Below are 21,559 nucleotides of genomic sequence, written 5' to 3' on the forward strand. Positions count from 1 at the left end.
TTTCCCGGTTTTTACTATCTTTGGGGGTATGAAAGAGTCGAAATTCGTCAAAACCAAGATCGTCGCGGGCTATGTCATCCTGATTGCCGTCTGCGTCCTTTCAGTCGGGTATGTTTACCGTGCGGTGGTGCGTTTTTCGACCTCCGACGGCAGTTATTCGCTGCTGCACACCAAGCGCAATGTCGTGGGACAAACCCTCTACCACCTCTACCAGGCCGAGAGTTACGGCCAGCTGATGATCGCCGGATACAAGTCTTACGAGGCGCGGTACAAACGCGAATTGCGCACCGTGCGCGGCTATATCGACTCGTTGCGCATCCTGACCGGGGAGCAGGATTCGCTCCAGACGATGCGCCTGGACAGCATCGTGAGGCTGTTGGGCGACAAGGAACGGCGGACGATGAACCTGCGGCGGACGATCCGTTCGGCGGCTACGGCCAGTCTGCTGGACAAGAATATCCGCGAGCTGATCGGCCCGGCGGACAGTGTGGACAGCGTGGCGGTTTTGCGCGACAGCGTGTCGGTGCGTACGGTGGTGCAGGATACGCTGTCCGTGGCGGTGCCGCGGCGCAAGCGCAATTTCTTCCGCCGTTTCGCCGACCTGTTCAGTCCTCCCAAAGAGGATTCGAGCATCGTGATCTCTCACCGTGAGCGGGTCGTCGATTCGCTCCCCGCGACGGCCGTGAAGGATACGATCGCCATCGTCCTCAGGACGTTGCAGGATCGGGTGACCAGCGACCGCATCGGCATTTACGACCGGGCGTGGGATGAAGGGATGCGCCTCCGCTACAGCAACGAACTGGTGAATACGAAGATCTACCGCCTCATCATGGATTTCGAAGCCGAGGATACGGCGTTCCTGCTGGGCAAGATCGACCAGACGGAGGCTATCCGCCGCCGGTCGTCGTACGTGCTGGGCGGTATCGCCATCGTCGCCGTCGTGCTGATGCTGCTGTTCGTGGGTATCCTGCTGCGTGATATCAACCGCAGCACCCGCTACCGGAGGGCGCTCGAGCGGGCCAACCGCGACAACGAGGCGCTGCTGGCAGCGCGTGAGAAGCTGATGCTGGCCATCACGCACGACATCAAGGCGCCGCTGGGATCGGTGATGGGGTATATCGACCTGCTTTCGCGCCTCACCACGGGCAAACGCGAGGGACTTTACCTGCACAATATGAAGGAGTCGTCGGAGCACCTGCTGGCGCTGGTCAACAGCCTGCTGGACTTCTACCGGCTCGATATCAACAAGGTCGACGTCGACAACGTGGCGTTCTGCCCGGCACAACTGTTCGAGACGATCCGCGAGGGGTTTGCGGCCATGGCCGATGCAAAGGGCATCGCCCTTGTGCTCGAAGCCGGGCCGGGGGCCGGGGACGAGGTGACGGGCGATCCTTTCCGGATCCGCCAGATTGCAGACAACCTGATATCCAATGCGCTGAAATTTACGGACGAGGGCAGTGTGACGATCCGGGCCGACGTCGTGGACGGACGGCTGGTATTCTCCGTGCGCGACACCGGGCGGGGCATCGGCCGCGAGGAGAAAGAACGCATTTTCCAGGAGTTCGTGCGCCTGCGTTCGGCGCAGGGCGTCGACGGGTTCGGGCTGGGGCTTTCGATCGTCGACCGTCTGGTAAAACTGCTCGGCGGCAGCATTTCGCTCGAAAGCCGCCTGGGCGAGGGCAGTAAGTTCATCGTCTCGGTACCGGTAGGCCGCAGCAGCGGGAAGAAACCCGACGGCCCGCAGCAGCCTGCCCGCACGGCCGCCCGCCCGGACTTGAAGGTACTGCTGATCGACGACGACCCGCTGCAACTGGAGATGACTGCCGGGATGTGCCGCCAGGCCGGGGTGGCTGCCGAGTGCTGCCAGTATCCCGAATATGCCGCCAAACTGGTGGCCGAAGGGGTGTTCGACGCTGTTTTTACCGATATACAGATGCCGTCGGCTGACGGGTTTAGCGTATTGGCCGCGGTGCGCGGGGTCGACTCTGCAATTCCCGTGGTGGCCGTTTCGGCGCGCGGGGAGATGGATGCCGGGGATTTCTCGGCACGCGGGTTCGCGGGATGCCTGCGCAAGCCGTTTACGGCGAATGAACTGGTTGCCGTGCTGAACACCGTCTGCGGCGCGGATGCCGCGGTGCCGCCCGCCGGGGGCGGGGTTTCCGCGGCCGGGGCGGAACAGGCGGACGGAGTGGATTTCAGCGCCCTGACTGCCTATGCGGGTGACGACACGGCGGCGGCACGGGGAATTCTGGAATCCTTCGCGGAGCAGGGCGCGACCAACTGTGCCCTGCTGGAGCGGGCGTTGGACGACGGCGATGCGGCGGCACTGAAAGCCGTGGCGCACAAGATGGCGCCGATCTTCACGATGCTCGGGGCCGTGCAGGTGGCGGCGGCGCTGCGGACGGCGGAAAACTGGGAAGGCCCCCTGACCGACACGTTAGGCCGGGAGGTACGCACGGCGGCAGAAAATATCCGCGCGATTATCGCGGAAGCGCAAAAAAAGGTATCTTTGTCGTGAATATGGAACGGATTCTGATCGTAGACGACGACATCACCTTCGGCCTGATGCTCAAGACCTGGCTCTCGAAAAAAGGGTTCGGGACACAGACCGCAGCCAGTGCGGCGGCAGCCCGGACGGCTCTTGCGGAAGGAGGCTACTCGCTCGTGCTGAGCGATATGCGGTTGCCCGACGAGGACGGAATCGCCCTTTTGCAGTGGATGTCGGGGCAGCGGATCGAAGTGCCCGTGATCGTGATGACGAGCTATGCCGAGATCCAGAACGCCGTGCGCTGCATGAAACTCGGCGCCCGCGACTACGTCGCCAAGCCCGTCAATCCCGACGAATTGCTGAAAAAGATCCGCGAGGCGCTTGATGCCCCGGCGCCCGTAGGCGATGTCCCCCCGGTAACGCCGGAAAAGGCGCCGGAGACTTCCCGGGCTGCGGGCGGGGATATGCCCAACTATATCGAGGGGCAGAGCGATGCCGCGCGGCAGCTCTACGAATATGTGCGGCTCGTCGCGCCGACGAACATGTCGGTATTGGTGAACGGTGCCAGCGGCACGGGCAAGGAGCATGTGGCGCAGCTGATCCACCGCCAGAGCAAGCGTGCCGGAAAGCCGTTCGTAGCGGTCGATTGCGGCGCCATTCCGCGCGACCTGGCTGCTTCGGAGTTTTTCGGCCATGTCAAGGGGTCGTTCACGGGGGCTGTCGGCGATAAGACGGGCGCCTTCGAAGCGGCCAGCGGCGGCACGCTCTTTCTGGACGAGGTGGGGAACCTTACTTATGAAACCCAGGTGCAGTTGTTGCGGGCCTTGCAGGAGCGCCGCATCCGTCCCGTGGGCAGTAACCGTGAAGTTGCGGTCGACATCCGGCTGGTCGCTGCGACCAACGAAGACCTCGAAGCGGCGATCGCGCGCGGGACGTTCCGGGCCGACCTCTACCACCGGATCAACGAATTTACGCTCCGTATGCCCGAAGTGAGGCAAATGCGCGAGGATATCATGCTGTATGCCGATTTTTTCCTCGACCAGGCCAACCGCCAGCTGGACAAGCATATCGTCGGGTTCGACGGCGAAGCCGCTGCGGCCATGGTGCGTTACGACTGGCCGGGAAACCTGCGGCAGATGAAAAACACGGTGATGTCGGCGACGCTGCTCTGCCGGGGCGATTATATCTCCTGCCGCGAACTGCCGGCCGAGATCGCCGGGGTTTCCGGTGCGGCCGCGGTGCCGCTGCGCAACCCGGCCGGCGAGGAGGAGCAGATACGCCGTGCCCTGGCCCTGGCCGGGGGGAATAAGTCGCAGGCCGCCAAACTGCTCGGCATCGACCGCAAGACCCTTTACAACAAATTGCACCTCTACGGGATCGAGTAATGCGCCTGCGTGTGGAATTTTTCCACATACCTGTGGCGCGATTCCACACTTTTCCACATACCGCCGATTGTGGCACGTTTTGTTAACCGCTGTAATTCAGCGGTTTTCCGTTTTCTGTCCGCATGGCACGCCTCTTGGACTTTCCAAAGTCAGAAAGGTCGACGGGACAAATTACGAACCTGAAGAAATGAAGTGGAACCTTAAATCATTAAGAGCTATGAAAAAGACAATTGTAACGATGGCAGCTTTGATGCTGATGGCTGGGAGCGCATTCGCATGCGCACAGCAACCCGAGAAGAAGGACGCCTCCGCGGCGACCGAAGCTGCGGCTCCCGCAACTGAGTCCCCGGCTACCGATGGACAGGAGAAATCGGAGTCCGGCGATGCGGATAAGACTGATTCGACTGCCGGAGAATCAGCCAAGGAGGAGAACAAGGTTGAGAGTACAAGCACAAGTGAGGGCAACTCCTCCTCCGCATCGGAAGCTTCGGCTACCTCTAAGTAAGCTTCCGGGATAATCATCAGTTAAACGATTGTTTGCCGGGTACCCCGCCTGTATGGGCGGGGTACTTTCTTTGTGCCGCCGGGGCCGGGGGAACAGCGGCCTGTGCCCCGGCATGTACGGACACAAAGGCGGAAGCCGGGATTCCCGGCCTCCGCCTTTGCGAAAGGGGCGTCGTGCGGACTACTCCTCGATAAAGTCGATGTTCACCTGGCGCTGGAACGCCTCCTGCAACGAGATCTGCGTCTCGGTCGAGGCGACGCCCTGGATACGCAGGATACCGTCGAAAATCGTACGCATGAGGTGCTCGTTGTCCACGCAGTAGAGTTTCACGAGGATGTTGCCCGATCCGGTGATGAAATGTGCCTCCACGATTTCGGGGATCTCCTTGAGCTGTTCCACGGTCTGCTTGAGCAGCTGCGGGTCTTTGAGCGTGATGCTGATGTGGGCGCAGACGTCGAAGCCCATCATCTTGGGGTCTACGATCAGGCGGCTGCCCAGGATCACGCCCGAATCGTCGAGCTTGCGGATGCGCTGGTGGATCGCAGCACCCGAAATACCGCATTCGCGGGCGATCTCGAGAAAAGGCATGCGCGCATTCTTGATCAGGTATTTGAGGATCTTGCGGTCGATTGCGTCTAATGAGGTCTTAGGCATATGAGGATTGGTTATTTAATGACATTCAATTCTTTGCCGACCTTGGTGAAGGCTGCGATGCAACGATCCAGCTGGTCGGTGGTATGGCCTGCCGATACCTGTACGCGGATGCGGGCCTGGCCTTTCGGCACGACGGGATAGTAGAATCCCGTGACGAATACGCCCTCGTCCTGCAGCCTGGCGGCGAAGTCCTGCGACAGCTTGGCGTCGTAGAGCATCACGGCGCAGATGGCCGACTGGGTGGGTTTGATGTCGAAGCCTGCGGCCATCATCCCCTCGCGGAAGTGCTCGACGTTGGCGACCAGCAGGTCGTGCAGTTCATTGCTCTCGGCGAGCATCCGGAACATCTCGATCCCGGCACCTACGACAGCGGGGGGCAGCGAGTTGGAGAAGAGGTAGGGGCGCGAACGCTGGCGCAGCATGTCGATGATCTCCCTGCGGCCGGTGGTGAAGCCGCCTACGGCACCGCCGAAGGCCTTGCCCAGCGTGCCGGTCAGGATGTCGACCTGGCCGCGCCGGTCGTAGAGTTCCGTGATGCCGCGGCCGGTTTTGCCCAGCACGCCTGCCGAGTGGCACTCGTCGACCATGACCAGAGCGTCGTATTTCTCGGCCAGGGCGCATATTTTGTCGAGCGGGGCGGCATTGCCGTCCATCGAGAATACGCCGTCGGTGCAGATGATGCGGAAACGCTGTGCCTGCGCCTTCTTGAGACACTCCTCCAGGTCGGCCATGTCGGCATTGGCGTAACGGTAACGTACGGCTTTGCAGAGACGCACGCCGTCGATGATCGAGGCGTGGTTCAGGGCGTCGGAGATGATGGCGTCCTGCTCGCCGAAGAGCGGTTCGAAGACACCCCCGTTGGCATCGAAACAGGCGGCGTAGAGAATCGTGTCCTCCGTGCCGAAATAGTCGGCAATGGCCTTTTCGAGCTCCTTGTGGATGTCCTGGCAGCCGCAGATGAAGCGCACCGACGACATGCCGTAGCCGCGGCTGTCCATGGCTTTTTTCGCCGCCTCGATCAGGCGCGGGTTGTCCGAAAGCCCGAGGTAGTTGTTGGCGCAGAAGTTTAGCACCTTACGACCTGCAACTTCGATCTCCGCACGTTGCGGCGAAGTAATGACCCGTTCGCTCTTGTAGAGCCCTGCAGCCTTGATTTCAGCAAGTTCTTGCTGCAGGTGTTCTTTGATTTTTCCGTACATATCCGTTAATGTTTTGATGAATTTCCGGTGTGTGAGGTGTCAATCTGTTAGCAAATATACGATTAATTTTTGAAAATAGCCACTGCTCCCGTGCTTTTTTCCATGTCGCGGTTACAATTTGTTAGCTCCGTGGCCGGGACGGACTTTCCCCCGCCCCCGGCTGGCCTTCGGACGATCCCCGGGTTCGGCGTCCCGCCGCATGTCCCGGCCGCGGCCGCGGGACAGGCCGGAAGCCCTCCGGGAAAGGATTTTCCGGCGGCGGCCGAGGTTTTCGGGGCTAATTGGCGGACGAGCGTATTTTTTTGATATATTTGTAGTTCGAATAAAAACCGTCAACTTATGAAAAAATCGTGTGTTTTGGTCAGCGGCGGCGCCGGTTATATCGGTTCGCATACCGCCGTGGAATTGATCAGTGCGGGGTACGACGTGGTGATCGTCGACAATCTCTCGAACAGCGACATTGATGCAGTCGAGGGTGTGCGCAGGATCACGGGCGTCGACGTCCCGTTCGAAAAAGCCGACTGCTGCGACCGCGACGCCTTTGCCAGGGTGTTCGAAAAATACGACTTCGATTCGGTAATCCACTTCGCAGCGTCGAAGGCCGTGGGCGAATCGGTGAGCAAACCGTTGGAATATTACCGCAACAACCTCATGTCGTTCATGAACGTCATCGGCCTGATGCGCGAGTACGGGCGGCAGAACATCGTCTTCTCGTCGTCGTGCACCGTCTACGGCGAGGCCGACGTGCTGCCCGTCACGGAGCAGACGCCCCGCAAGCCCGCCACGTCGCCCTACGGCAACACGAAGCAGATGTGCGAGGATATCCTGCGCGACTCGCTGGCCGCCTACGAGGGGCTGAAAGGCATTGCGCTGCGTTATTTCAACCCGATCGGGGCGCACCCGTCGGCGCTGATCGGCGAGCTGCCGCGCGGCGTGCCGCAGAACCTGGTGCCCTACATTACGCAGACCGCCGCAGGCATCCGCGAATGCCTGTCGGTGTTCGGGGACGACTACCCGACGCCCGACGGCTCGAACATCCGCGACTATATCGACGTGGTAGATCTGGCGAAGGCGCATGTGGCGGCGATCCGGCGCATGATCGAGGACAGGAACAAGGCCCGGTACGAGGTATTCAACATCGGCACGGGGCGCGGGGTTTCGGTGCTGGAGCTGGTGCACCGGTTCGAGCAGGTCAACCGCCTCAAACTCAACTATAAGATCGTCGGCCGCCGTGCGGGCGACATCGTGGCCATCTGGGCCGATCCGTCGTATGCCAACAACGAACTGGGCTGGCGGGCCGAGCGCTCGCTCGACGAGACGCTCGCGGCAGCCTGGAAATGGGAGAAGCATATCCGCGGCATCGAATAGCGCAATGCACTGCTGCAAACCCGAAAGGGACGGATCCGCACCGGATTCCGTCCCTTTCCCGTAAATACGCTTATGGTGTTTGTATTTACTTTCTGCGCCGTATGTTGTCGGTGAGCGATTCGACCCTGCAAGGGCCGTCGTACGTTATCCGGGCGGCTGTCGAGGCGTTTATCCGCAGGGTGCCCGAGCACCACACGTCGGCCTTGGCATAGTTCGATACGGTCAGGTCGTAGTCGGCGACCCGCAGCTCGGGGGCGCTGAACTCACCGCCGGACGATACCCTGACCGCGGCGCTGGCGACCTGTGCCGACCCTTTCAGGTTGATCTTGCCGTAACTGCCGACTTCCGCCTCGAGCGAATTCCCGCTGAACGTGCCGCTGAACGAGCCGCCGCTGCTGACGGTCAGTTTCGCCTGCCGGCTGTTCACCGTCACTGCGCCGGAGAACTTGGCGTAGCTGTCGACGCTCAGCGTCAGTGCATCCGAGATCAGCGTACTGCTGACACTGGCGCCGCTGCTGATCTTGAGCGTCAGGACGGAAGCTTTGATGTCGTTCGAGAACTTGGCGTAGCTCCCGACCGTGACGTCGCAGTTGTTGCGGCAGTCGACGGGCGCCTGTGCCGACCCGTAGCTCGAAACCCGCAGCTCGCAGTCGTTGCAGCGTACCGAGCCCGAGAATTTGCCGTAGCTCGACACGCTGAGCTGGGCGGTACCCGGGGTGTCGATGTCGGCGATGACCGATCCGTAGCTCGAAACGGAAACCGCGACCGAGGGCCCTTTCAGCGGCAGCTTGCAGGTCACCTTGCCGTAGGAGCCGGCCGATATCTGGCGCAGGGTGGCCGACGCGGGAACGACGACCGAGACCGAAATGTTCTCCGTATTGTTGGCGTTGACACGGAATTTCAGCGTCCCGCCGTCGCGCTCGAGCACCAGGTAGTCGATCACATTGTCGTCGGCCGTCACGCTGATGGTTCGGGCCGTGGGGCTGACCGTGACGTCGAAGAACGCCGCGGCCGAAATGCCCGTGTAGTCGCCCGCCTTGCCCCAGTCCTGCGTCACCATGCGCCCGCTGCCTTTCAGCCGCGTGTTCTGGTTGCGGCGGCGGTCGACGGCGGCACGTTTGATGTTGGTGCCGATTTCGCCCTCCGTGTTGTAGAGGCGGCGGATCTGCTCGGCAGTGAGCACAGCGGCGAATTTGTCCACGTAGTCGCGTTTGACCTGCGCCGTGGCGGCGATGTTCGAGAGCTTGGTTTTGAGTCCCTGCCGTTGAGCGGCCTCGTCCGTTCCCGCCGCCGGGGTGTTGACGGCCTTGTCGAGCGCCTCGCGGTAGGCTTTGTAGAGCGGTTCGTACTCCTTGCGCTGGCGCGAGGTAAGCCCCAGTTCGCGCACGACCTGCTCGCGGGCGGCCTTGTTCAGCTCTTCGATCGACTGGTTGGCGACGGCGGCCGTTTCGGCGGCGTCGATGGCGGCGCGTGCTTCGGCGACGGCGCGGTCGATCTCGCGGTCGGAGGCGCCGACGGCCCTGCGGGCCTCGGCCATGGCACGGTCGATCTGGCGGTCAGTGGCGTTTACGGCGCGGTGCGCTTCGGACAAGGCACGGGAAACCTCCCGGTCGGCCGCGTTGCCGGCCGTGTTGACGATAGCCCGGGCTTCGGCCAGAAGCTGCTTCAGTTCGTCACCGGCGGGCGCGGCCTTGCCTGCGAGGGCGAAGAGGAGCGCGCAAAGAAAAGTGAGGAGTTGTTTCATAGCGCATGGAGTTTTAAAGTTGCTGGTTGTAGAGTATGTCGTCGTAGTTCTCCGCCGCAGCCTGTTGCAGGGTTTCGGTCGGGGCCGTGGCGAGCATCTGCTCGATGTCCGGCAGCGGGGCCTCGGCGCGGTGGCCGAGGTGTCCGGAGAGGAGGATGCCCGTTGCCAGGAGGGCTGCCGCGACACCTATCCCCGCCGCCAGGTAAAGCCGGCGGGTACGGGCAGCGGGTGCGGGCCGTGCCGCCGTATTGCGGAGGATACGTTCGTGCAGCGCTTCGAGGCGATGCTCTGGCAGGCCGTAAGGCAGCCGCCTGCCGATATTTCCGAATTCGTGGTTCATAATTCCCGTGTTAGTTTCTCTTTCAGTTTCTGTACCGCATGGTGGTAATTGACCTTGAGCGTCTCTTCGCGCTGCCCCAGCACGCGGGCGATCTGTCCGTAGGGCATTTGGTCGTAGTAGCGGAGGTTGAAAACCAGCCGTTGCTTGAGCGGCAGCTCCAGGATCGCCTGCTGGAAACGTACCAGCGTCCGGTCGGCATCCTCGCCGCACTCCTCCGCCACGCGGCTTGCCAGGATGCGGCTCACGTCGTCGAGCGAGGAGAAGAGCCCCGGCCTGCGCCGCCGCAGCATCGTCAGTGCCGTATTTGTGGCGATGCGATAGAGCCATGCCCCCAGTTCCCCGGTTCCGCCCCGGAAGGTGCCGATCTTGTCGTAGGCGCGGATGAAGGTTTCCTGTACCACGTCTTCGGCATCCTCGTGGACGACGACCAGCCGTCGTGCGTGCCAGTAAAGCGGCCGCAGGTATGCCCCGACCAGACGGTCGAACGCCCCGCGCCGGGTGGCGGGATTGCGTAGCGCCGAGAGTTCTTCTGCGGGTATGTCGCGGGTCTCTTCCATGAGGGTTTGTCTGTAAGACGCGTTAAAGTTGCAAAAGTTAAATCCCAAACCGAAATTTTTTTTGCCCGGAAACGAATTTTTTACGGTTGATTTTTGATTCTTAATATTTTACCTTATCTTTGCGATCCGAAACAGGCGGAATTGGGGCGCGGCTTGCGTGGCCGGGCTGAGAACCGCCGGTGGTAACACATTAAAAAACAAACGTATTATGAAAACTATCTCTGTAAAGGCCGTTAAGCGTGATGAGTACGGCAAGAAAGCGGCCAAGGCCGTACGCCGCGAGGGCATGGTACCCTGCGTACTGTCGGGCAACGGCGAGTCGGTTTCCTTCTCGGTAGACCCCCGCGAGATCAAGGCCCTGATCTACACCCCCAACTCTTACATCGTCGAGTTCGATTTCGACGGCAAGAAAGAGCAGGCCGTGCTGCGTGAGGCGCAGTTCCACCCCGTCCGCGAGCAGATCCTCCACCTCGATTTCTACCGCATTGCCGAGGGTAAACCCGTATCCATCGCCATTCCGGTACGCCTGACGGGTAACGCCGAAGGTGTGAAGGTCGGCGGTAAGCTGACGCTGTCGGCCCGTAAGCTCGTCGTGAGCGCGCTGGTCGAGAACCTGCCCGACGAACTGGTCGTGGACGTAACCGAACTGGGTGTCGGCAAGACCATCTTCGTAGGCGACCTTGCATTCGAGAACCTGAAATTCGTCACTCCGGCTTCGACGGCCGTCTGCGCAGTGCGCGTGACCCGTGCATCGCGCGGTGCGGCGGCACAAGCCTAATCGGTAGCGTATGAAATACCTTATTGTTGGGTTGGGAAATATCGGCGCCGAATATGCCGGAACCCGGCACAACATCGGATTCAAAGTGTTGGACGCCCTCGCCGAGGCGTCCAACGCTGTTTTTACGACGGCGCGTTACGGCGATGTGGCCGAGTTGAAGCATAAGGGGCGTACGCTGATCCTGCTGAAACCCTCGACCTACATGAACCTTTCGGGCAAAGCCGTCCGTTACTGGATGGAGGCTGAGAAGATCGCCCCGGAAAACCTGCTGGTGGTTTCGGACGACATTGCGCTGCCGTTCGGCACGCTGCGTATGCGTCCCCGGGGGAGTGCCGGGGGGCACAACGGGCTGAAGAATATCGCCGAGCTGCTGGGAACGGAGGACTACGCCCGGATGCGCTTCGGCGTGGGCGGGGATTTCCCCAGGGGCCACCAGGTCGACTATGTGCTGGGGGAGTGGTCGGACGAGGAGCGCAAGGCGCTGCCCGAGCGGCTCAAGGTGTTCGGCGACGCGATCCTTTCGTTCACGACGATCGGGTTGGAACGGACGATGAATTTCTTCAACAAGAAGTAAATAAACGGTTGAAAAAGAGCCGATGGGCTCGAAATAAAAAACGGACGGAAATCGTGCTTGCATGATGATCCGTCCGTTTTGGCGTTTTATCTCCCGCAGGGATTCTCAAGTGTTCGTCAGTTCCGCCGCAGAAATCACGCCCCGTGCCATGGGCGTAGCGAAGGCGTAATTCCGACCGGACGGTTCGGGGCTTCGTGCCTACGCAAGGCCCCGAGAACGAGGCTGCTGCGGACGCCGCCGCGAAGGTCGGGAGTTCGTATGGGGAGGCGCAGGACATACTGGCCTACTCGTCCCCGTCGTAGTAGATTCCGTCCATCAGCCCGTCCAGTTCGCGGCGCTCCTTTTTGGTCGGGCGCCCCGTACCGCGGTCGCGGAAGACGAAGATAGTTTCGCGCGGGCTGCTGAGCTTGTCCAGCTCCTCCTGCGGGGTGATGTTGAGGCAGTACAGGGGGACGTTCTTGGCCGGCTGGCGGCTCGACACGAAGTCGAGCACCCGGTAGGAGTAGGTCACCTGCATCTTGCGCACGGCGATCACGTCGCCGACCTTCACTTCGCGCGAGGGTTTGGCGGCGGAGCCGTTTACCGTGACTTTGTTGTTGCGGATGGCATCCGCGGCGTCGCTGCGGGTTTTGAACACCCGCACCGCCCAAAGGTATTTGTCGAGTCTTATGTCGTCCATGGCCGTGTTATTTTTCGTAAATGGATTCGCTGCGGGGCGTATCGTGCGACTGTTCGTCGTTCTGGCGGCTGACGCTGAGGATCATGCCCAGCGCGATGGTGGTGAAGATGGTCGACGAGCCGCCGCGCGAGATCAGCGGCAGCGTCTGTCCCGTTTCGGGGATCAGGTTGACGGTCACCATGATATGCAGCAGCGCCTGGCAGGTTATCAGCAGGGCGAGCCCCAGTACCAGCAGCCCCGGGAATGCCGTCCCGCAGCGGCGGAATATCTCGATGCCCCGGAAGAATATCCACAGGTAGAGCATCAGCAAGGCCAGTGCCAGTACGATGCCGTATTCCTCGACGAAGAAGGCGTAGGCATAGTCGCTTTCGGGATGGATCATCTCGACGCGCATGGCGCTCTGTCCGGCGCCTTCGCCGAAGACCCCGCCGTTGTGAATGGCGATCATCGACCGCTCGGTGTCGGTGAGGTGCTCGATCGGTTTTTCGGTCTGCGAGCGTGTCCAGAGATGGATCCATGTCGAGACGCGCCCTTCGGCAGTCTCGCTGCGCCCCAGGTTGAGGGTCATGATGAAGACGATGCCGATGCAGGCCAGCCCGATGAGTTTCACCAGTTCGCCCAGCCGGACGCGCCCGATGAGCATCATGACCCACGAGGCCATGAAAACCAGTACGGCCGAGGAGGTGTGGGCCGGGAAGATCACCGCGCACGAGACCACGACGGGCATCAGGATCGGCCATGTCCCCTCGCGCCAGATGCGGCGCTGTTCGCGCGACGAACGCCACGTCCAGAATTTGAGCGACGGGACGATGCGTATTTTGTCGATCTTCGACTGCCGTCCGGCCAGTTGCCGGGCCAGGAACAGTACCGTGGCGACCTTCAGCGCCTCGGAGGGCTGGACCTGGAACGGCCCGAGGGGTATCCAGCGGGCGGCGCCGTTGGTCGTGGCGCCGATGAAATAGACGGCGACGGTGAGTGCTACCGAAAGGAAATAGACGGGGCGGGAGAACAGGTTGTAAATCCGGCAGTTGATCTTCTGCACGGCGACCATGATGATGAGGCTGACGACGAGGATGATGAGTTGCTGGCGCAGGAAATGGGATGTGGTACGCGCCGTGTGGGCGTCGTAGGCCATCTTGGCCGTCGACGAGTAGACCACCAGCACGGAAATCACCGCCAGCGCCGCGACGATGATCCACAGGACGCGGTCGCCGGTAAAGAGCCGGAACTTGTGTTTTTCGGGGGCTTCGGGGGTTTCGCAGGCGCTCTCCCCGGTATCGGTGCCGCGCACGCCGCGGCGTCGGGGCGCGTCCTGCGCCCCGGTCTTCCCGTCCGCTGCGCGGGGGGATTTTCCGGGCGCTTCCGTCCAGGGCTCCTGCGTCGGCCCTTCGTCCTGCGTGTATTTCCGTTCGCCGAGCTTCATCGTGCTATGCCTTTTCGTTTACCCACGCCTTGAACAGCTCGCCGCGGTTTTCGTAGTTTTTGAAGAGGTCGAAACTCGCGCAGGCGGGCGAGAGCAGCACTGCGTCACCGGGCTGTGCGGCGGCTTTGGCGGCCTCCATCGCGGCGTCGAGCGAGCCGGTGGAGACCACTTCGGGCACCACACCCGTGAACTCTTCGATCAGCTTGGTGTTGTCCGCGCCCATGCAGACGAGCGTATGTACCTTCGCACGGGCGAAAGCCTTCAGCGGTTCGTAGTCGTTGCCTTTGTCCGTGCCCCCGGCGATCCATACCACGGGGCGTGTCATGCTTTCGAGCGCATAGTATACCGAGTCGACATTGGTGGCCTTGGAATCGTTGATCCACAGTACGCCGTTGGCTTCCCGGACGGGTTCGAGGCGGTGGCAGACGGGGGCGAAGCCGTAGATCGAGCGGCGGATCGAGGCCGGCGCGACGCCTGCCGCAAGGGTCGCAAGAGCCGCGGCCATGGCGTTATAGGCATTGTGCAGCCCTTTGAGCTGCATCTTGGCCGTGTCGATCTCGACCGAGGCCTTCCCGACGGCCGCCGTGAATTTGCCGTCGCAGAGGAAGGCGTCGCCGGCACCGCTCGCCACGGCATTCTTTGCGGCGAAGGGAAGTTGCTTCATGCGCAGGTCGTACCTGGGAAGCTGCTGCCAGATCACCTCGTCGTCGCCCGAATAGACGAAATAATCGCGCGAGTTCTGGTTCTGCGTGATGCGCATCTTCGAATCGACGTAGTTTTGGAAACAGTGTCCGTAGCGGTCGAGGTGGTCGGGCGTGATGTTCATCAGCACGCCGATATGGGCGCGGAATTTATACATGCCGTCCAACTGGAAAGAGCTGAGCTCCAGCACGTACCAGTCGTAGTTGCCCGTGGCCACGGAGTAGGCGAAACTCTCGCCGATGTTGCCGCCCAGGGCGGCGTTCATCCCGGCGTCGCGCATGATCTTGTAGATGAGCGACGTGGTGGTGGTTTTGCCGTTCGAGCCGGTGATGCAGATGCATTTCGACCGGCCCAGGTAACGGCCCGCGAACTCCATTTCCGAAATGACGGGAATGCCTGCCGCACGGATTTTCCGCACTATGGGGGCCGTTTCGGGGATCCCTGGCGACTTGACGACCTCGTGTGCCGCAAGGATGCGTTCCTCGGTGTGGCCGCCTTCCTCGTAGGGAACCTGCCACTCGTCGAGCTTGGCTTTGTAGCGGTCGGCGATCTTCCCCATATCGGAGAGGAATACGTCGAACTCTTTCTTTTTGGCGAGGATCGCGGAGCCGTAACCGCTGATGCCTCCGCCCAGGACTGCTATCTTTTTCATGATTACCGGATCTTTAACGTTACCAGGGTGATGGCGGCCAGCAGCAGCGAGATGATCCAGAAGCGGAGCACGATCTTGGTTTCGAACTGCCCTTTTTTCTGGAAATGATGGTGTACGGGGGCCATCAGCAACAGGCGCTGCCCTTCGCCGTATTTGCGTTTGGTGTATTTGAAGTAGCCGACCTGCATCATCACCGAGAAACTCTCGACCAGGAACACGCCGCACAGCAGCGGCAGCAGCAGTTCCTTGCGGATGCAGAGGGCGAAGACGGCGATGATGCCGCCGATCGACAGGGAGCCGGTGTCCCCCATGAAGATCTGCGCCGGGAAGGAGTTGTACCACAGGAAGCCGACCAGCGCGCCCGCGAAGGCCGCCGCGAAGACGACCAGCTCTCCGCTGTCGGGGATATACATGATGTTGAGGTAGTCGGCGTAGACGATATGTCCCGAGAGGTAAGCCAGCACGCCGAGTACGGCCACGATCGGGACGGAGACGCCCGTGGCCAGCCCGTCGAGGCCGTCGGTGAGGTTGGCGCCGTTCGAGACGGCCGTGACGACGAAGATCGCTACCAGCACGTAGAGCAGCCAGGTCGTGGCGCTGTCCTCGCCCGTGAGCCATCCGTAGTCGAATTCGTTGTTCTTGACGAAGGGGATGGTGGTTTTGGTGGTCTTGGTGCTTTCCGAGCTCAGGACGACGTTCCGCTGCACGCTTTCGATCACCGATCCGTCGGGGTTCAGATAGACGGTCTGCACGGGCTGCGTGACCTTCTCGCGGACGATGATCTGGGGCGAAAGCCACATCGTCGTGCCGACGATGATGCCCAGCCCGACCTGGCCCACGATCTTGAAGCGGCCCTTGAGCCCCTCCTTGTTGTGGCGGAAGACCTTGATGTAGTCGTCCAGCCCGCCGATCAGCCCCAGCCAGACGGTCGAGACGATCATCAGCTGGATGTAAATGTTGTCGAGCCGTCCGAAGAGCAGGATCGGGACGAGGATCGCCAGCAGGATGATGACGCCGCCCATCGTGGGGGTGCCGCGTTTCTGGAGCTGTCCCTCGAGCCCGAGGTCGCGGATGTCCTCGCCGATCTGCTTGCGGCGCAGGAAGTCGATGATCTTGCGGCCGAAGATGATGACGATCAGCAGCGCGAGGATGATGGCCGCCGCCGCGCGGAACGAAATATACTGGAACATACCCGAGCCCGGGATGTCGTAATATTCGCCTAAATACTTGAAAATGTGATAGAACATGTCGTATGTCGGGTTTTTAGTTTCTGAGTGTGCCGAAGGCCTTGCCGACCTCCTCCTTGTCGTCGAAGTGGTGTTTTACGTCGCCGATGATCTGATAGGTTTCGTGCCCTTTGCCCGCGATGAGCAGGATGTCGCCCGGCCGGGAGAGCATTGCGGCGGTGCGGATGGCCTCGGCACGGTCGACGATGCGCAGGAACCGGGCGCCGGGGTCGAGGCCGGCGGCCATCTCGTCGAGGATCGCCCCGGGCGACTCGTGGCGCGGGTTGTCCGAGGTGAAGATGGCCGTATCGGCGTATTTCACCGCGATCTGCGCCATCTCGGGCCGTTTGGTGCGGTCGCGGTCGCCGCCGCAGCCGCAGACGACGATCAATTGTTGCGCCGGGGTGCGGATCTCCTGGATGGTCTGGATGACGTTTTCCAGTGCGTCGGGCGTATGCGCATAGTCGACGATGGCCGTGGTTCCATTCTCCGCCCGCACGAATTCGAAGCGCCCGCTCACGGCATGGAGCATGCTCATCGCGCGCAGCACTTCGGCGCGGTCGAGTCCCAGCAGCACCGCGGCGCCGTAGACGGCCAGCAGGTTATAGGCGTTGAAGCGTCCTACGAGCCCAACCCATACTTCCTGCCCGTCGATGCGCAGCAGCATGCCGTCGACGTGCATCTCGACGATCTTGCAGCGGAAATCGGCCATCGTGCGCAGCGAATAGGTGTGTACCCCGGCTGCGGTGTTTTGCACCATGACGCGGCCGTTCTTGTCGTCGGCGTTCGTCAGGGCGAAGGCATCCTTGGCGAGGGAGTCGAAGAAGAGTTTTTTGGCGCGGATGTATTCGGCGAAGGTCTTGTGGTAGTCGAGGTGGTCGTGGGTGATGTTCGAGAAGATGCCGCCCGCGAAATGCAGTCCCCGCGTGCGTTGCTGCACGATGGCATGCGACGAACACTCCATGAAGCAGTATTCGCACCCTTCGTCGGCCATCTCGCGCATCATGGCGTTCAGCCGCACGGGGTCGGGCGTGGTATGGGTTGCCTCGACGATGCGTTCGCCGACCTTGTAGACGACCGTCGAGATCAGCCCGGCCTTGTAGCCCAGTGCCCGCACCAGGTCGTAGAGCAATGTCGCGGTCGTGGTCTTGCCGTTGGTGCCGGTGATGCCCACGAGTTTCAGTTCGCGGCTCGGATGGCCGTAGAAGGCTGCGGCCATGTCGGCCAGCGCTCCCGCGGCGTCGGGGACGACGACGTAGGCCACCCCGTCGGCCGTCTCTGCAGGCAACTGCTCGCAGACGACGGCCGAGGCGCCTTTTGCGACGGCGTCGGGGATGAAGTCGTGCCCGTCGGACTGCGTGCCGCGGGTGGCGAAAAAACAGTCGCTCCGCGTCACGGCCCGCGAATCGTAGGCCAGGGCGGCCACCGTCGTGGAACCGTCGCCGTGCAGCGCCGTGACGGGCGTATCTTTGAGTAGGTCTTTCAGTGTTTTCATCTTATTTCAGTGTTATGCCGACCGTCGAGCCAGGCGTGATGCGGGCTCCGGCGGGGATACTTTGCTGTGTTACGGCGCCCGCGCCCGAAAAACGGACTTTCAGCCCGCGACTTTCGAGTACGAACAGTGCATCCTTGAGCCCCATGCCGCGCACGTCGGGCATCGTTCCTGTTTCGGGCGGGAGGCTCGTGATGATTACGTTCGAGAGGCTGTCGACCCGGGCGCGCCCCCAGCCCGTACGCTGGTCGAACGAGGCGCGGGGCGAGAACTTGTCGGCCACGCGGCGGATCTGGGCGATGTCGCCGCCCTTGACGTGCCCCGGGTAGCAGCGGCCGCCGTGCCGTTCCACGCGGCCGTACCAGTCGCGGTTGCGGTTGTAAATGTAATCGACCATCCGTTTGACCACGGGGCCCGCCAGCGGCCCGCCGTAGTAGGCTTTGCCCGGTTGCGCCCGGGTTTCGATGGTCGTCAGCACCGTATAGCGGGGATTGTCGGCCGGGAAATAGGCGACCATCGAACCGAGGTAATAGCGTCCCTCGCGGCTGCGGGCGTCGGTGATCTGCGCCGTGCCGGTCTTGGCGGCCACGCGCAGGCGCGTGGAATCCTTGAAATAGAGGCTTGCGGTACCTTGCGTGCAGACCAGTTCGAGGCAGCGTTGCACCTCGCGCAACGCCGCGCGCGAGCAGATCGACGAAGCGATGGTCTGTGTCTCGAACCGCTCCTCGACGCGGTCACCGCGCCGCAGTTCGCGGATCAGCACGGGCGAGATCATCTTCCCGCCGTTGGCGATGGCGTTGTAGAACGTGATCATCTGGATCGGCGCCAGCCGCACGCGGTAGCCGTAGCTCATCTTGACGAGCATGACGCCCGGGTCGGGTACTTTCCAGTCGGCAGTGATCGACGGGGCGCGTTCGCCGAGCCGTTCCAGCCCGACGGTCTTGCCCAGGTGGAGCTTCTCGTGCAGGAAGTCGCTGTATTCCTGCTTCTTGCCCGTGATGCCGTAGCGATCCCAGATCGCCTTGGCGAAATAGACGTTCGACGACGAGGCTACGGCGCGGCGGAAGCCGATGACGTGGTCGCCCCGGTGCGAGTCGCGGATATTCCTGGCCGGGCCGACCGTCACGGGGTCGCCGTTGTGCGTGTCGTAGGTCGTCTCGGGCGACATGCCGGCGTCATCGAGCAGCGTGAGCATCGTCGCCAGCTTGAAGGTCGATCCGGGCTCCATGCTGCGTCCCAGCGCGTAGTTCTCCCTTTCGTAATAGCTGCCGCCCGAGGAACCCGAGCGGCCCAGGTTGGCCATGGCGAGTATCTCGCCGGTCTCCACCTCCATGACGATGGTCGTGCCCCAGATGGCGTTCTGGGCTTCCAACTGGCGCCGCAGCGCTTTGTCGGCCACGTCCTGCAGGTCGAGGTCGAGTGTCGTCACGATGTCGTACCCGTCCACCGGGTCTTCATGCCCGGCTCCCGCCACGCGGCCGTAGAAGCCCCGGGCGATGCGCTGCCGCAGCGCCTTGCCGTCCCGTCCCGCGAGTTCCTCACGGTAGGCCTCCTCGATGCCGTAATTGCCCTTGTCGCCCGTGAGCCCGATCGTACGGCGCGCCAGTTCGCCCTGCGGGTAGATGCGCTGGTCGCGTTCGACGAGGCGGTAGACCATGCCCATGTTCCAGTTCAGCATCGGGTAACGCCGCAGGGTCTGCCATTCGGCATAGTCCACCTCGCGGGGGAAGATGTTGACGGGTGTGTGGTCGCGGATCGTGTCGTAGATTTTCCGGGTGACGTACTCTTCGCCCCGCAGGCGATCCATCATGCGCGACAGCCACCCTTCGGAGCGCAGGTAGGAGGTGTCGCGGCCGTTGACCAGCCGGTAGCGGCGGGCGTGCTCCTCGCGGAAGCGGCGGGCGTATTCCGAGGCGGGTTTGTCCTTGAAGAAGGCGGAGAGCAGCTTGGCGAGCGAGTCGCTCTGTTCGCGGAAGGTCTTGAGCGAATCGAGGCCGGGCGAAGCGAAGTCGAAGGCCGCCTGGTAGCGGAAGATCGAGGTCGCCAGCGGTGCCCCGTTGCGCGAGAGGATGCTGCCCCGCTGGGCCGGGATGGTCTCTTCGGTGAAGATGCGGCTGGCGAGCCGATCGGCGTTGTAGGCCACTTCGGCGCTGAAAAGCTGTACCCAGACCAGGCGTGCGAACACGGTGAGCCCCGCGAGTATGAACAGCACGTAAAGCAGCCGTACCCGCAGCAGAATGTCGCTTTTGATCTTCGAACGCTCCTGTTTCATCGCCGTTTAGTTTTCGATGATTTCGCCCGGGGCGGAGGGGTCGCTCAGGTCGATGCCGCGTTCGCGCAGCCGCTCGACGATGGCCGAGTGGGTCGTACGGCTGTAACGCTGCTCCTGCAGGCGGATCGACCGTTCGCGCAGGATCTGGACTTCGCGTTCGAGGCGCGTGTATTTCATGTCGAGGTGCAGCGCCGTGAACATGACGGCGATGCTCAGGAAGAACATGCCCGCGATCGAGAGCATGTAGGGGTAATATTTCGATACGCCTTCGCGTACGAGGATCGTGCCCGAGAAAAGCTGCCAGAAGGTGCTGGCCCTGCGGCGGCGCTCCCTGCGTTCGCGCTCCTCGGCTTCGGCCTTTTCTGCTGCCTCGCGTTCCAGGTCGGCGCGGATCTCCTCCTCAGCCTCGCCCCGTTCGATGCGCAGTACCTCGCGCCGCACGCGGCGGGCGAATTCCGCTTCCTGTGCGCGCTGCGCCTCCTCTTCGGGGGTTATGGGGTCGAATTCGTGGTCGGGATACATGGCCGGGTCATCGTTTTACGGCGGCGCGCAGCTTCGCCGAGCGCGACCGGGGGTTGCGTTCCAGTTCTTCGTCCGAGGGGACGACCGCCTTGCGCGTGAGGATTTCGAACGGCGTGAGGGCGCGGCCGTAGAAATCCTTTTCCACCGCGCCCGCGAAATTGCCGCTGCGCAGGAAATTCTTTACCAGCCGGTCTTCGAGCGAGTGGTAGGAGATGACGACCAGCCGTCCGCCGGGGCGCAATACCCTGAGGCTCTGTTCGAGCGCCATCTTGAGTGCCTCCATCTCGCCGTTGACCTCGATGCGGAGTGCCTGGAAGAGCTTGGTCAGGAACTTCGACTCGTCTTTCTTCGGCGTGCAGGGACGGACGGCCTCGACCAGCTGCGCCGTGGTTTGAATCGGTGCCGTTTCCCGCGCCCGGACGATGCAGTTGGCGACCTTCCACGGGGTGTCCAGTTCGCCCCAGTCCCCCAGCAGCTGCGTCAGCGTCTGGGCCGGGTAGCTGTTGACGACCTTCGCCGCCGTCAGCCCGCCCCGCTGGTTCATGCGCATGTCCAGCGGCGCCTCGCCCCGGAACGAAAAACCCCGTTCCACGGCGTCGAAATGGTGCGACGAGACTCCCAGGTCGGCCAGTATGCCGTCTGCCTCGGTCACCCCGCGCAGCCTGAGGGCTCCGCGCAGGAACCGAAAATTGCTTTCGACGTAGTGGAACCGTCCGTCGGCGGGGGCGTTGGCGAGCGTGTCGCGATCCTGGTCGAAGGCATAGAGCCGCCCTTCGGGCCCCAGTTCTTCGAGGATACGGCGCGAGTGGCCGCCCCCGCCGAAAGTGAGGTCGACATAGGTGCCTGCGGGGTCGATGCCGAGCAGACCGACGGACTCTTTCAAAAGCACAGGTGTATGGTACTGAGACATATTCGTTGCCGATGAGGTCGATTTGGGTGTAAAGTTAGGGATTTTTCGAAAAACAATACCTATATTTGCGGATATAATTTTTTGAACAT

Annotated in this window: 19 protein-coding genes; 6 read left to right on the forward strand and 13 right to left on the reverse strand. The window is 62.2% G+C overall.

All coding sequences use genetic code 11. From position 1 onward, the window contains the following. Positions 1-28: 28 nt before the first annotated feature. The 3 genes from QVP03_RS06670 (at position 29) to QVP03_RS06680 (ending at position 4,378) form a co-directional block, all read left to right on the forward strand. Positions 29-2,518 (forward strand): hybrid sensor histidine kinase/response regulator, encoded by a 2,490-nt coding sequence (locus QVP03_RS06670; protein ID WP_022332748.1) that lies wholly within the window; start codon positions 29-31, stop codon positions 2,516-2,518. 2 nt (positions 2,519-2,520) lie between these two features. Then, positions 2,521-3,873, forward strand: coding sequence for a sigma-54-dependent transcriptional regulator (locus QVP03_RS06675; RefSeq protein WP_256166161.1), 1,353 nt, complete (start codon positions 2,521-2,523; stop codon positions 3,871-3,873). Positions 3,874-4,090: 217 nt separating this feature from the next. Then, positions 4,091-4,378, forward strand: a complete 288-nt coding sequence (locus QVP03_RS06680; protein WP_022332750.1) for a hypothetical protein — start codon at positions 4,091-4,093, stop codon at positions 4,376-4,378. Between the two features lie 180 nt (positions 4,379-4,558). Here the strand turns inward: QVP03_RS06680 and QVP03_RS06685 are convergent, their stop codons facing one another. Continuing rightward, positions 4,559-5,032 (reverse strand): Lrp/AsnC family transcriptional regulator, encoded by a 474-nt coding sequence (locus QVP03_RS06685; protein ID WP_018695546.1) that lies wholly within the window; start codon positions 5,030-5,032, stop codon positions 4,559-4,561. A gap of 11 nt (positions 5,033-5,043) precedes the next feature. Then, on the reverse strand, positions 5,044-6,231 hold the full coding sequence (gene kbl / locus QVP03_RS06690; RefSeq protein ID WP_022332751.1) for a glycine C-acetyltransferase: 1,188 nt from the start codon (positions 6,229-6,231) through the stop codon (positions 5,044-5,046). Between the two features lie 339 nt (positions 6,232-6,570). Here kbl and galE point away from each other — a divergent pair, with 339 nt between their 5' ends. Beyond that, on the forward strand, positions 6,571-7,599 hold the full coding sequence (gene galE / locus QVP03_RS06695) for a UDP-glucose 4-epimerase GalE (RefSeq protein ID WP_022332752.1): 1,029 nt from the start codon (positions 6,571-6,573) through the stop codon (positions 7,597-7,599). Positions 7,600-7,684: 85 nt separating this feature from the next. Here galE and QVP03_RS06700 read toward each other — a convergent pair whose 3' ends face one another. The 3 genes from QVP03_RS06700 to QVP03_RS06710 are packed head-to-tail and all read right to left on the reverse strand — an operon-like array spanning position 7,685 to position 10,240. Then, positions 7,685-9,343, reverse strand: a complete 1,659-nt coding sequence (locus QVP03_RS06700; RefSeq protein WP_022332753.1) for a GIN domain-containing protein — start codon at positions 9,341-9,343, stop codon at positions 7,685-7,687. A gap of 13 nt (positions 9,344-9,356) precedes the next feature. After that, positions 9,357-9,683: a hypothetical protein gene (locus tag QVP03_RS06705; protein ID WP_022332754.1), complete on the reverse strand. Its 327-nt coding sequence runs from the start codon at positions 9,681-9,683 to the stop codon at positions 9,357-9,359. Next, entirely contained in the window at positions 9,680-10,240 is a 561-nt protein-coding gene (locus QVP03_RS06710) for an RNA polymerase sigma factor (protein WP_022332755.1), read from the reverse strand. The genes QVP03_RS06705 and QVP03_RS06710 overlap by 4 nt, the downstream gene beginning before the upstream one ends. Before the next feature lie 208 nt (positions 10,241-10,448). Here QVP03_RS06710 and QVP03_RS06715 point away from each other — a divergent pair, with 208 nt between their 5' ends. Together QVP03_RS06715 and pth are read left to right on the forward strand one after the other, a co-directional pair. Next, positions 10,449-11,018 carry a 50S ribosomal protein L25/general stress protein Ctc gene (locus tag QVP03_RS06715; RefSeq protein ID WP_022332756.1) on the forward strand — a complete coding sequence of 190 codons (570 nt, stop codon included), beginning with the start codon at positions 10,449-10,451 and terminating at the stop codon, positions 11,016-11,018. Positions 11,019-11,028: 10 nt separating this feature from the next. Next, positions 11,029-11,592: an aminoacyl-tRNA hydrolase gene (pth, locus tag QVP03_RS06720; protein ID WP_022332757.1), complete on the forward strand. Its 564-nt coding sequence runs from the start codon at positions 11,029-11,031 to the stop codon at positions 11,590-11,592. A 283-nt stretch (positions 11,593-11,875) separates the two neighbouring features. Here the strand turns inward: pth and QVP03_RS06725 are convergent, their stop codons facing one another. The 8 genes from QVP03_RS06725 to rsmH are packed head-to-tail and all read right to left on the reverse strand — an operon-like array spanning position 11,876 to position 21,470. Beyond that, entirely contained in the window at positions 11,876-12,271 is a 396-nt protein-coding gene (locus QVP03_RS06725; protein ID WP_022332758.1) for an RNA-binding S4 domain-containing protein, read from the reverse strand. Between the two features lie 7 nt (positions 12,272-12,278). Next, positions 12,279-13,694, reverse strand: a complete 1,416-nt coding sequence (locus tag QVP03_RS06730) for an FtsW/RodA/SpoVE family cell cycle protein (RefSeq protein ID WP_022332759.1) — start codon at positions 13,692-13,694, stop codon at positions 12,279-12,281. A gap of 4 nt (positions 13,695-13,698) precedes the next feature. Continuing rightward, positions 13,699-15,048, reverse strand: a complete 1,350-nt coding sequence (murD, locus tag QVP03_RS06735) for a UDP-N-acetylmuramoyl-L-alanine--D-glutamate ligase (RefSeq protein WP_022332760.1) — start codon at positions 15,046-15,048, stop codon at positions 13,699-13,701. 2 nt (positions 15,049-15,050) lie between these two features. Next, the gene (gene mraY, locus QVP03_RS06740) at positions 15,051-16,295 is read right to left on the reverse strand and encodes a phospho-N-acetylmuramoyl-pentapeptide-transferase (RefSeq protein ID WP_022332761.1); all 1,245 of its coding nucleotides are present in this window, start codon (positions 16,293-16,295) and stop codon (positions 15,051-15,053) included. 16 nt (positions 16,296-16,311) lie between these two features. Continuing rightward, entirely contained in the window at positions 16,312-17,769 is a 1,458-nt protein-coding gene (locus QVP03_RS06745; protein ID WP_022332762.1) for a UDP-N-acetylmuramoyl-L-alanyl-D-glutamate--2,6-diaminopimelate ligase, read from the reverse strand. Between the two features lies 1 nt (position 17,770). Beyond that, a complete protein-coding gene (locus QVP03_RS06750; protein WP_022332763.1) occupies positions 17,771-20,038 on the reverse strand; it encodes a penicillin-binding protein in 2,268 nt (755 codons plus the stop codon). A gap of 6 nt (positions 20,039-20,044) precedes the next feature. Further along, entirely contained in the window at positions 20,045-20,560 is a 516-nt protein-coding gene (locus tag QVP03_RS06755) for an FtsL-like putative cell division protein (protein WP_022332764.1), read from the reverse strand. A 7-nt stretch (positions 20,561-20,567) separates the two neighbouring features. Continuing rightward, positions 20,568-21,470 carry a 16S rRNA (cytosine(1402)-N(4))-methyltransferase RsmH gene (gene rsmH / locus QVP03_RS06760; RefSeq protein ID WP_022332765.1) on the reverse strand — a complete coding sequence of 301 codons (903 nt, stop codon included), beginning with the start codon at positions 21,468-21,470 and terminating at the stop codon, positions 20,568-20,570. Positions 21,471-21,559: the final 89 nt, after the last annotated feature.

The organism is Alistipes sp. CAG:29 (assembly GCF_000435435.1).
Classification (GTDB): domain Bacteria; phylum Bacteroidota; class Bacteroidia; order Bacteroidales; family Rikenellaceae; genus Alistipes; species Alistipes onderdonkii.